This is a genomic window from Streptomyces sp. NPDC044921 (genome assembly GCF_056432865.1).
This window is the reverse complement of the sequence record NZ_JBWKIF010000006.1, coordinates 343781-354275: the sequence shown is the minus strand read 5'-3', so window position 1 is coordinate 354275 and position 10495 is coordinate 343781. Positions and strand designations below refer to the sequence as shown.

Annotated in this window: 11 protein-coding genes; 4 read left to right on the top strand and 7 right to left on the bottom strand. The window is 71.5% G+C overall.

The window, feature by feature from the left end:
• Positions 1-101 (top strand): 2-oxo acid dehydrogenase subunit E2 (locus AC07DA_RS12720; protein WP_479127330.1); only part of this gene is annotated, 101 nt, incomplete at its 5' end.
• A 63-nt stretch (positions 102-164) separates the two neighbouring features.
• Here AC07DA_RS12720 and AC07DA_RS12715 read toward each other — a convergent pair.
• Positions 165-1064 (bottom strand): D-alanyl-D-alanine carboxypeptidase family protein, encoded by a 900-nt coding sequence (locus tag AC07DA_RS12715; RefSeq protein ID WP_479127300.1) that lies wholly within the window; start codon positions 1062-1064, stop codon positions 165-167.
• Positions 1065-1272: 208 nt separating this feature from the next.
• Between AC07DA_RS12715 and AC07DA_RS12710 the strand changes: the two genes are divergently transcribed.
• Positions 1273-1926 carry a GntR family transcriptional regulator gene (locus AC07DA_RS12710; RefSeq protein ID WP_479127297.1) on the top strand — a complete coding sequence of 218 codons (654 nt, stop codon included), beginning with the start codon at positions 1273-1275 and terminating at the stop codon, positions 1924-1926.
• On the top strand, positions 1923-3236 hold the full coding sequence (locus AC07DA_RS12705; protein WP_479127295.1) for an MFS transporter: 1314 nt from the start codon (positions 1923-1925) through the stop codon (positions 3234-3236). The genes AC07DA_RS12710 and AC07DA_RS12705 overlap by 4 nt, the downstream gene beginning before the upstream one ends.
• Positions 3237-3241: 5 nt before the next feature.
• Here the strand turns inward: AC07DA_RS12705 and AC07DA_RS12700 are convergent, their stop codons facing one another.
• Both AC07DA_RS12700 and AC07DA_RS12695 read right to left on the bottom strand, forming a co-directional pair.
• Positions 3242-3988 (bottom strand): SAM-dependent methyltransferase, encoded by a 747-nt coding sequence (locus tag AC07DA_RS12700; protein WP_479127293.1) that lies wholly within the window; start codon positions 3986-3988, stop codon positions 3242-3244.
• Between the two features lie 293 nt (positions 3989-4281).
• The gene (locus AC07DA_RS12695; protein ID WP_479127291.1) at positions 4282-5106 is read right to left on the bottom strand and encodes a maleylpyruvate isomerase family mycothiol-dependent enzyme; all 825 of its coding nucleotides are present in this window, start codon (positions 5104-5106) and stop codon (positions 4282-4284) included.
• Positions 5107-5287: 181 nt separating this feature from the next.
• On the opposite strand from AC07DA_RS12695, the gene AC07DA_RS12690 reads away from it, so the two are divergent.
• Complete coding sequence (locus tag AC07DA_RS12690; RefSeq protein ID WP_479127289.1) at positions 5288-6085, top strand: carbon-nitrogen family hydrolase; 798 nt, start codon at positions 5288-5290, stop codon at positions 6083-6085.
• A 10-nt stretch (positions 6086-6095) separates the two neighbouring features.
• Here the strand turns inward: AC07DA_RS12690 and AC07DA_RS12685 are convergent, their stop codons facing one another.
• The 4 genes from AC07DA_RS12685 to AC07DA_RS12670 form a co-directional block, all read right to left on the bottom strand.
• Positions 6096-6587, bottom strand: a complete 492-nt coding sequence (locus AC07DA_RS12685; protein WP_479127287.1) for an LURP-one-related/scramblase family protein — start codon at positions 6585-6587, stop codon at positions 6096-6098.
• Positions 6588-6884: 297 nt separating this feature from the next.
• Positions 6885-7133, bottom strand: a complete 249-nt coding sequence (locus AC07DA_RS12680) for a DUF6458 family protein (RefSeq protein ID WP_479127285.1) — start codon at positions 7131-7133, stop codon at positions 6885-6887.
• 88 nt (positions 7134-7221) lie between these two features.
• Entirely contained in the window at positions 7222-8559 is a 1338-nt protein-coding gene (locus AC07DA_RS12675) for a M18 family aminopeptidase (RefSeq protein WP_479127283.1), read from the bottom strand.
• A 78-nt stretch (positions 8560-8637) separates the two neighbouring features.
• Positions 8638-10464: an acyl-CoA dehydrogenase gene (locus AC07DA_RS12670; RefSeq protein WP_479127281.1), complete on the bottom strand. Its 1827-nt coding sequence runs from the start codon at positions 10462-10464 to the stop codon at positions 8638-8640.
• Positions 10465-10495 lie beyond the last annotated feature (31 nt).

The following is a 10495-nucleotide window of genomic DNA, read 5'->3' as shown; positions in this document are numbered from 1 at the left end:
CCTTCGACCACCGCCTGGTCGACGGCGAGCTGGGCTCCAAGGTCCTGGCCGACGTGGCGGCGATCCTGGAACAGCCGAAGCGCCTGATCACCTGGGCGTAGCGGCGCGGACGGAGGAGGGGGCTCACCGCCACCGGCGGTGAGCCCCCTCCTCGTGCGCGGGTCCTACTTGGTGAAGCCGTAGTTGAGCAGCTTCGTCGCGTCCGACTTGCGCGTGGTCGCGTTGGTCGAGGACAGGACCGTGCCGATGACCGTCTTGCCGTTGCGGGTGGCGGCGAACACCAGGCAGTACCCGGCCTCGGGGCCGGAGCCGGTCTTCACGCCGATCGCGCCCGTGTAGCTGCTGAGCAGCGGGTTGGTGTTCTCCCACGGCGCCATCGTCCGCGTGCCGCCGGACTTGGTGGTCGTCTTCGCCGTGTACTTCTTCGTCTTGACGACCGTGCGGAACGTGGAGTTCTTCATCGCCGCGCTGGCGAGCTTCGTCAGGTCGCGCGGCGTCGAGTAGTTGGCGCCCTTGCCGATGCCGTCGAACGAGTCGAAGTGGGTGTTCTTCAGACCCAGGTTCTTGGCCGTGGTGTTCATCTTGCCGATGAACGACTTCACGCGCGCCGCCCGCGTCGAGCCCGAGCCGAACTTGTCGGCGAGCGCGTACGCGGCGTCGCAGCCGGACGGCAGCATCAGCCCGTACAGCAGCTGGCGGACGGTGACCTTGTCGCCGACGATCAGCTTGGCGTTGGACGCCCAGTTGTTCTCGACGATGTAGTCGCTGTACGCCTTCTGGACCGTGACCTTGCTGTCCAGGTTGAGGTTCGACTGCTTCAGCACCACCAGCGCGGTCATGATCTTGGTGGTGGAACCGGTCGAGCGGCGGGTGTCGGCCGCCTTGGTGTAGAGCGACGTGCCCGTCGCGTTGTTCATCACGTAGCCGCCCTTGGCGGCGATCGTGGGCGTGGCGGCGGCCTGCGCCTGTGTGGTGGTGAGGGCGCCGGTCGCGAGCATGGCGCCGGTGGTCACGGCGACGGCCGCGGCTCTGCGGAAGCGGATGCCCTTAATGCCGGTTATCAAGTCAAGTACCCCGATTGCGTTGAATGCCCCAACGGTGCGGCCGAGTTGAGGACGAGGAGAAAGGGGCCGCACGTGTCTGACTCGTAAGTAGCACAGTTGGTTGTGCGCACACCGGGCGGGACCCCCGCTTTGCCACAGATGTGTGACATGCACGTCCGCATACTGGACGGATGCATCCATGCACACCTGTTGTATCTATGCTGTCGGCATGACCCTGGCCGCCGTGAAGCAACCCCCCGCCGCCGACCGCGTCTACACCCACGTCAAACAGGGCGTCCTGGAGCGCCGCTACGAGGGCGGGACCCTCCTCACGGAGGGCGAGCTGGCCGAGGCCGTCGGGGTCTCGCGCACGCCCGTGCGCGAGGCGCTGCTCCGGCTGGAGGCCGAGGGCCTGATCCGGCTGTACCCCAAGAAGGGCGCGCTCGTACTGCCCGTCTCCGCGCAGGAGATCGCCGACGTCGTGGAGACCCGGCTGCTCGTCGAGGAGCACGCGGCGCGCAAGGCCGTGCCCGCGCCGCCCGGGCTCATCGAGCGCCTGGAGGAACTGCTGGCCCGGCAGAAGAAGCAGGCCGCCGCCGGCGACCTCGCCGGCGCCGCCGTCACGGACCGCTGCTTCCACGCCGAGATCGTCCGCAGCGGCGGCAACGAGATCCTCTCCCGCCTCTACGACCAGCTGCGCGACCGCCAGTTGCGCATGGGCGTGGCCGTGATGCACTCCCACCCCGACCGCATCGCCAAGACCCTCGCCGAGCACGAGGAGATCCTCGACGCGCTGCGCGCCGGGGACGCCGAGGCGGCCGTCGGGCTCGTCCACCGGCACGTCGGCTGGTTCTCCCACCTGGCCCGGGGGGAGGTCCGATGAGCTCCGCCTCGCTGCCGGGCGACCCTCCCCCGGAGGGGGCACCCCCAGGCGGACGGCGGGCCCTCGCCGTCTGGGGGGTCGGCGTCTCGGTCTACTTCGTCGCCGTCATCTTCCGCACGTCCCTGGGCGTGGCCGGCCTGGACGCCGCCGACCGCTTCGGCGTCAACGCCTCGGCGCTGTCCACCTTCTCCATCCTCCAGCTGCTGGTCTACGCGGGCATGCAGATACCCGTCGGCCTGCTCGTCGACCGGCTCGGCACCAAGAAGGTGCTCGCGCTCGGCGCGGTGCTGTTCACGGCCGGGCAGCTGGGCTTCGCCTTCTCCCCGTCGTACGGCATGGCACTGGCCGCCCGGGCGCTGCTCGGCTGCGGTGACGCGCTGACCTTCATCAGCGTGCTGCGGCTGGGCACCCGGTGGTTCCCGGCCCGGCGCGGGCCGCTCGTCGCCCAGTTCGCGGGTCTGGTGGGCATGGCGGGCAACCTGGTCTCCACGCTCGTCCTGGCCCGGCTGCTGCACGACGTCGGCTGGACCGCCGCCTTCGCGGGCAGCGCGGCCGCCGGTGCGGTGGTGTTCGTGCTGGTCCTGCTGTTCCTGAAGGACCACCCGGAGAGCCACGAACCGGAGCCGGTGCCGCACCGGGGCGCTGCCTACGTACGGCGTCAGATCGCCGCCTCCTGGCGGGAGCCCGGGACGCGGCTGGGCCTGTGGGTGCACTTCACCACCCAGTTCCCGGCGATGGTGTTCCTGCTGCTGTGGGGGCTGCCGTTCCTGGTCGAGGCGCAGGGGCTGTCCCGCGCGACGGCCGGTGAACTCCTCACGCTGGTGGTGCTGTCCAACATGGTCGTCGGCCTGGTCTACGGTCAGATCATCGCCCGGCACCACGGGGCCCGGCTGCCGCTGGCGCTCGGCACGGTCGGCGCGACGGCGGTGCTGTGGGCGGTGACGCTGCTCCATCCGGCGCCGCACGCGCCGATGTGGCTGCTGGTCGTGCTGTGCGCGGTGCTCGGGGCGTGCGGGCCCGCGTCGATGATCGGCTTCGACTTCGCCCGTCCCGCGAACCCGCCCGAGCGGCAGGGCACGGCCTCCGGCATCACCAACATGGGCGGCTTCGTGGCCTCCATGACCACGCTGTTCGCCATCGGTGTGCTGCTGGACGCCACCGGCGACGACTACACGGTGGCGTTCTCGGCCGTCTTCGTGCTGCAGGCGCTCGGCGTCACGCAGATCCTGCGGCTGCGCAGGCGTGCGGCGCGGCGGGAGCGGGAGCGGCTGGTGGCGAGCCGGGTGGAGACGGTGCACGTGCCGGCGTAACCGGGTCAGCGGCCCGCCACGGGCACGAGCGTGAGGTACGCGAACCCCAGGACGCCGCGGTAGGTGAGCCAGGCGGCGCGGTGGCGGTCGGCGCGCTGCCGGGTCTCCTCGGCCCGGGGATCGCCGGGGTGCCCGGCGAGCCACACCTCGGTGTCCGCGAGGTAGGCCGACTCGAACTCCTCCCACTCGCCGGGGCTCGCGGTCTCCGTCCACTCCGGCCGGAACCCCGCCCGGATCGCCAGGTCGACGAGGCCCGGCAGGTCGGGGTGGTCGGTGACGGCGGCACCCGGCCACATGCGGGTCAGTTCGGCATCGGTCGGGGTGCGCTGCCAGAAGCCCTCGCCGAGCAGGACACGGCCCCCGTCGGTGACCAGCCGGCGCAGTTCGGCCAGGGCGTCGGGGAGGTGGCCGGCGAGGGCCTGACCGGCGCCGACGCACAGGACGAGGTCGGCGGGGCCGTGGGGCGTGCCGGTGGCGGACTCCTCCAGGAAGCGGACCCGGTGTGCGAGCCCGCGCCTCTCGGCGTTGCGCCGGCCCCGGGCCAGGTCCCCGGCGTCCAGGTCGATGCCCGTTCCGGTCGCCTGCGGGACGGCGGCCAGCACGCGCAGCATGAGCTCGCCCCAGCCGCAGCCGATGTCCAGGACCGTCGCGGGAGAGTGGCCCGCGAGGCGTCGTACGAGGGCGTCCGCGCGGGTCTCGGACAGGGGGCCGTGGAAGGTGAGGCGGCCGGTGCGGCGGGGTGGTGGGGTCATGGGAGTGGACGGTACGGCGGGGCGTGGGGCGGCGGCACGCGCTTTACGGCTTCGGGTCCCGGGACCTGCCGGGGTCGGTGCGCGGCGCGGTGCCGGCTTCGGGTGTCGGTGCCCGGGCCGGGTGGGTGCGCGGCGCGGTGCGCCTTCCCCGGGCGCGTCGAGCGGGGGGTGCCCCTCGGCGCCCAGCCGAGCGGCCCCTGCACGACTGCCCGCGGCCGGGGACCCGTTGCCTGCGGCGTCCAGGGAAGTCCCGCGGGATCGCCGCCGTGCTGCCCGCGGCCGGGGCCCGTTCGCTACGGCGTCACGGAGAAGTTGCGCAGGATCGCCGCCGTCAGGTCCGGGTCGCCCTCCGTCTTGAGCCGGTCGGAGACCGCCTCGGGCGTCACGCGGCCGCAGGCCAGGCGGACGTAGGTCTCCCAGTCGAGGGTGAGCGTGGCGGCCGGGCCCAGGGCCGGGGCCGTCTCCAGGGTGCCGCGGCCGTTGATGTCGACGCGGATCGTGCGCAGGAACTCCACCGGACCGTGCACGTCGAAGACGATCGCCGAGCTGCGCGGCGCCTGCGCGTCCTCCGCCACCACGCGCGGCAGTTCGCCGAGCAGCACGTCACGGGTGACGTGCGCGCCGGGGGAGTCGAGGTTGCCGGGGCGGCCGAGGGCCGTGCGCAGGTCCTGCTCGTGCACCCACACGGCGAAGGCGTGGCGCCGCATGGACTCCTCCAGGGTGAGCTCCGCCCCGAGCGGCCCCCGCACCTTCGCGCCCGGGTCGCGCGAGTCGTTGCGCAGCTGGCGGTTGCGGCGGATGATCACGTACTCCAGCTCGGAGGTCATCTCCGGGGCCGTGTGGTGCCGGCGGACGTCGACCTGCATCTCCATGTAGCGCTGGTGGTCGTTCGTGACGTGGAACAGGTCGCGCGGCAGGGTGTGGATGGGGCGCGGGTCGCCGAGCATCTCGCAGTCCAGGCCGATGACATGGGACACCACGTCCCGCACCGACCACCCCGGACACGGCGTGCGCCGGTTCCAGTCGGCCTCCGCTAGCGGCTGGACCAGCTCGGATATCGCTTCGATGGAGTGGGTCCAGGCGTCGGCGTAGGGCTGGAGGGTGGGATGCAGACTCACGGAACGGGACCCCTCGGCGGTCGGTGCACGGGCAGGTGGTGGCGGCGTTGCCAGTGGGAGGTGGCGGCTGTCGGCGGGTGTCTTGCGAGCTAAGTTACGCTGCTGTGGGGCACCCCGGCAGTGCTTTCGTGTGACGATCGTAGGCCTGTGTGGACGGCTCGAATGCCAGGACGGTGGTAGTGTGCGCGCCTCTGTGATCCAGATCGCCGTAGACGAGGGCGAATCGGTCCCGACGCGCCGCCGGCGGGCGGCCTCGATGGTCCGGGAGCAGGCCGGGGCCGATCTCGTCGTCCTGCCGGAGCTGTGGACCACGGGTGCCTTCGCCTACGACGCGTTCGGCCCGGAGGCCGAGCCGCTCGAGGGACCGACGTACGAGGCGATGGCCAAGGCCGCGAGCGACGCGGGCGTCTGGCTGCACGCCGGTTCCATCCCCGAGCGGGACCCGGACGGCCCCCTCTACAACACCTCCCTCGTCTTCTCGCCCTCCGGCGACCTGGCCGCCGCCTACCGCAAGATCCACCGCTTCGGCTTCGACCGGGGCGAGGCCGTGCTGATGGGGGCGGGCGACGAACTGGTGACGGTGCGTCTGCCCGGGACGACCCTGGGCCTGGCGACCTGCTACGACCTCCGCTTCCCCGAACTCTTCCGCGGGCTCGTCGACGCCGGGGCCGAGACGCTCGTGGTGTCGGCGGGCTGGCCCGAGCGCCGCCGCTCCCACTGGACGCTGCTGGCCCGGGCCCGGGCCGTGGAGAACCAGTCGTTCGTCCTGGCCTGCGCCACGGCCGGGACGCACGCCGGGGTGCCCCAGTCCGGCCACTCGGTCGTGGTCGACCCGTGGGGCGAGGTGCTGGCCGAGGCCGGGGCGGGCGAGGAGGTCCTCACCGTGGAGTTCGACCCGGGGAAGGTCGCGGCGACACGTGAGCAGTTCCCGGCGCTGAAGGACCGGATGCTCGGACTCCGGCCGCCGCGCAGGCCCTGACCGGGCGCTCTCAGTCCTCCCGCTCCTTCTCCGCCAGGTGGATCACGCACACCGCCACCGCGATCAGCAGCGCCGGGTCCGCGTCCTCGCGGACGACGTCGACGCCGTAGGTGTCCCGCACGGTCAGCCACCGCCGGGAGATCACCGCGAGCAGCTCCCCGTCGTACTCGACGGCGAACTCGCGGTCGAGGATCTTGCCGCTGACGTCCAGTTCGCTGCCGTCGGCCAGGGAGACGCGGTAGTGGTTGCGCAGCAGGGACAGCCGTTTGCGGCGGATGGTGGCCAGCGGCTCCCCGGCCCGCTGGAGCACCATCGTGTCGCGCAGGGCGAGCATCTTCTGGTGGATGTCGACGAGGACGCGCCCCCGGGGGTCCTTCAGCTCCCAGGTGTCGCGCAGGCGCAGCGCCTTGCCGTCGACGAGGAACACCTTGGCGCCGTGCTCGTCCTCGATCCAGTAGTCGTCACCGAAGCCGAGGAGCCGGTCGTACACGAGGAATCTCATGGGACCAGAACTTCCCCACCACCGCCCCCGAAACGCCGCCGATAGGCCGACGGGCTGAGCCCGACGACCCGGCCCACCCCTACCCCGCCTGCCACGTCCACCGGCAGGACTGGTCCGTGCCCGTCCGTCTGACCGCGACGGGCACGGACCGGCTGCGCCTGGTCCTGGCCGGGATGGACGAGGAGTAGCGGAGCAGTGGGGGGTCACGTCCTGCGCCCGCCGTGCGCGCCGGGACGAGGGGGTGTTACGTCGAAAGCCTTCCCGGGCTCGACGGCCCGGGGTGCGGACCCGCTGGTCTCACACCCCGTAACCGTCGCTGTAGCCGTCGCGCGTGGGGCGCCGTCCGTCGTCCACGACCGGCGTCGTGGGGGGCATCACCACGCGCCGGCGCCTGGCGATGCTGCTGAACGTCGTGACGCCGATCAGTCCGACGATCATCAGGATCACTCCGACCAGGTCGAGGTTGACCCCCTGCATGTCCCAGTCGGTCGCGAACGTGAGGATGGCTCCCACGGCGATGAGGATGATGCATCCGCCGAGGCCCATGTGTGTCGCCTCCCTGTACGGTCCGGTCGTTCCGGTCCCGCAACACCGGGTACCCCCGGGGCGAACACCCATGCGGTGACGGGCCGTTCTACCTTTCCAGAAAGGCCGTCAGGGCGTTGGCCAGGAGGAACGGGTCGTCGGCGCCGCAGAGTTCGCGTGCGCTGTGCATCGACAGGATGGCCACGCCGATGTCGGCGGTCCGGATGCCGTGCCGGGCGGCGGTGATCGGGCCGATCGTGGTGCCGCAGGGCATGGCGTTGTGGGAGACGAACGACTGGAACGGCACGTCGGCCGCCTCGCAGGCCGCGGTGAACTCGGCGCGGCCCGAACCGTCGGTGGCGTAGCGGTTGTTGACGTTGACCTTGAGGATGGGGCCGCCGTTGACGCGCGGGTGGTGCGTCGGGTCGTGCCGCTCGGCGTAGTTGGGGTGGACGGCGTGGCCCGTGTCGGAGGACAGGCAGACCGTGCCGGCGAAGGCGCGGGCCCGGTCCTCGTAGGAGCCGCCGCGCGCGTACACCGAGCGCTCCAGCACGGTGCCGAGGAGCGGTCCGTCCGCGCCGGTGTCCGACTGGGAGCCGTTCTCCTCGTGGTCGAAGGCGGCCAGGACCGGGATGGACGCGGGCTTCGGCGTCGCCGAGGCGACGGCGGCGAGCGCGGCCGTTCCGGCGTGCACCGACAGCAGGTTGTCCATGCGCGGGCCGGCCACCAGTTCGCGGTCGCGGCCCAGGTACGCCGGCGGCTCCACCGAGTGCGTCATCAGGTCCCAGCCGGTGACCTCGCCCGCGGGGATGCCGGCGGTCTCCTCCAGGAAGGCGATCAGGTCGCCGTCGCGCACGTCGTGGCCGAGGCCCCAGACCGGCTGCATGTGCCGCTGCTTGTCGAGCTTGAGGCCGTCGGCCGTCACCGAGCGGTCCAGGTGGATGGCGAGCTGCGGGACCCGCAGCAGCGGCCGGTCCACGTCGACCAGGCGCGTCGAGCCGTCGCGCAGGGTCAGCCGGCCGGCGATGCCCAGGTCGCGGTCCAGCCAGGAGTTCAGCAGCGGTCCGCCGTAGATCTCCACGGCCACCTGGCGCCAGCCGTGCGCCCCGGTGTCGGGGAGCGGCTTGACCCGCAGGTTGGGGGAGTCGGTGTGGGCGCCGACGATGCGGAACGGCGTGTGCGGCGCGGCGCCCTCCGGTACGTACCAGGCGACGATCGCGCCGCCGCGCAGCACGTACTTGCCGCCGCTCGTCCCGTCCCAGGCGTCCGTCTCGGCGACCTGGCGGAATCCGGCCTTCTCCAGCCGCTCGGCGGCGTTGGCCACCGCGTGGTACGGCGAGGGGCTCGCCGCGAGGAAGGCCATGAGGTCGTCGGTGTGGCCGCGGTCGAACGTGCGGGTCGCGCGCGGGGCGCTCGCGGGGGAGGACGGGCGGGCAGGTTGGGTCATGGCTTCACCTTAACGACGGACGAGGGCCCGTTCCCCGCGGTGGGGAACGGGCCCTCGCGCACAGGAGGGGAGTGAGGTCTAGAACGCGGCCTCGTCCAGCTCCATCAGGTCCAGCTCGACGCCCTCGGCGACCTTGCGGGCCAGCGTGACGCCCGGCAGGACGTTGGCGGCGAAGAACTTCGCGGCGGCGATCTTGCCGGTGTAGAAGGCCTTGTCCTTGGCGGAGGCGGTCTCCAGCTTCTCGGCGGCGATCGCGGCGCCCTTGAGCAGCAGGTAGCCGACGACGACGTCGCCGGAGGCCATCAGCAGGCGGGTGGTGTTGAGCCCGACCTTGTAGATGTTCTTGACGTCCTGCTCGGTGGCCGCGAGGTCGGTCAGCATCAGGCCGACGATCGCCTCCAGCTCCACGGCCGCCTTGGCCAGGTGCTCGCGGGCGCCCGCCAGTTCCTCGCCGCCGGTGCCGAGCGCCAGGAACTTCTTGATGTCCTCGGCGAGGGAGTTCAGCGCGGCGCCCTGGTTGCGGACGATCTTCCGGAAGAAGAAGTCCTGGCCCTGGATGGCCGTGGTGCCCTCGTAGAGGGTGTCGATCTTGGAGTCCCGGATGTACTGCTCGATCGGGTACTCCTGGAGGAAGCCGGAGCCGCCGAACGTCTGCAGCGACTGGGCGAGCAGCTCGTAGCCCTTCTCGGAGCCGTAGCCCTTGACGATCGGCAGGAGCAGGTCGTTCAGCGCGTGCTCGACGGAGGCGTCCTCGCCGGCGGCCTCCTTGATCTGGATGGCGTCCTGGATCGAGGCGGTGTACATCACCAGGGCGCGCATGCCCTCCGCGTACGCCTTCTGCGTCATCAGCGAGCGGCGCACGTCCGGGTGGTGGGTGATGGTGACCTTGGGGGCGGTCTTGTCCATGAAGTTGGCCAGGTCCGGGCCCTGGACGCGCTCCTTGGCGTACTCCAGCGCGTTCAGGTAGCCCGTCGACAGCGTGGAGATCGCCTTCGTGCCGACCATCATGCGGGCGAACTCGATGATGCGGAACATCTGGCGGATGCCGTCGTGCTTGTCGCCGATCAGCCAGCCCTTGGCGGGGTGCTTGTCGCCGAACGTCATCTCGCACGTGTTGGAGGCCTTCAGGCCCATCTTGTGCTCGACGTTCGTGGCGTAGACGCCGTTGCGCTCGCCCAGCTCGCCGGTCTCGAAGTCGAAGAGGTACTTCGGGACGAGGAACAGGGACAGGCCCTTGGTGCCGGGGCCCGCGCCCTCGGGACGGGCCAGCACGTAGTGGAGGATGTTCTCCGACATGTCGTGCTCACCGGAGGTGATGAAGCGCTTCACGCCCTCGATGTGCCAGGAGCCGTCCTCCTGCTGCACGGCCTTGGTGCGGCCGGCGCCCACGTCGGAGCCCGCGTCGGGCTCGGTGAGCACCATCGTGGAGCCCCACTGCTTCTCCGTGGCGATCTTGGCTATGTGCTTCTGGACCTCGTTGCCCTCCTCGAAGAGGATGCCGGCGAAGGCCGGGCCCGAGGAGTACATCCACACGGCCGGGTTGGCGCCCAGGATCAGCTCGGCGTAGGCCCAGATCAGGGAGCGCGGCGCGGTGGTGCCGCCGATCTCCTCGGGCAGGCCGAGGCGCCAGTACTCGGAGTCCATGAAGGCCTGGTAGCTCTTCTTGAAGGACTCGGGGATCGGCGCGGTGCTGGTCTGAGGGTCGAAGACCGGCGGGTTGCGGTCGGCGTCGGCGAAGGACTCCGCCAGCTCGTTCTCCGAGAGGCGGGTCAGCTCCTCCAGGATGCTCTTCGCGGTCTCGACGTCCATCTCCTCGAACGGGCCGGTGCCGTAGACCTTGTCGCGCCCGAGTACTTCGAAGAGGTTGAACTCGATGTCGCGGAGATTCGACTTGTAGTGCCCCATGGCGACGGCTCCCGGCTCCGTAGAGAGATCG

Excerpts from the sequence above, each read along its gene's own strand:
- AC07DA_RS12680 (WP_479127285.1), bottom strand. The coding sequence starts at position 7,133 with ATGGGCCTCGGCGGATGCATCATCCTCATCGCCGTGGGAGCCATCCTC.
- AC07DA_RS12675 (WP_479127283.1), bottom strand. The coding sequence starts at position 8,559 with ATGACCCAACCTGCCCGCCCGTCCTCCCCCGCGAGCGCCCCGCGCGCG.
- AC07DA_RS12705 (WP_479127295.1), top strand. The coding sequence starts at position 1,923 with ATGAGCTCCGCCTCGCTGCCGGGCGACCCTCCCCCGGAGGGGGCACCC.
- AC07DA_RS12710 (WP_479127297.1), top strand. The coding sequence starts at position 1,273 with ATGACCCTGGCCGCCGTGAAGCAACCCCCCGCCGCCGACCGCGTCTAC.
- AC07DA_RS12700 (WP_479127293.1), bottom strand. The coding sequence starts at position 3,988 with ATGACCCCACCACCCCGCCGCACCGGCCGCCTCACCTTCCACGGCCCC.
- AC07DA_RS12685 (WP_479127287.1), bottom strand. The coding sequence starts at position 6,587 with ATGAGATTCCTCGTGTACGACCGGCTCCTCGGCTTCGGTGACGACTAC.
- AC07DA_RS12670 (WP_479127281.1), bottom strand. The coding sequence starts at position 10,464 with ATGGGGCACTACAAGTCGAATCTCCGCGACATCGAGTTCAACCTCTTC.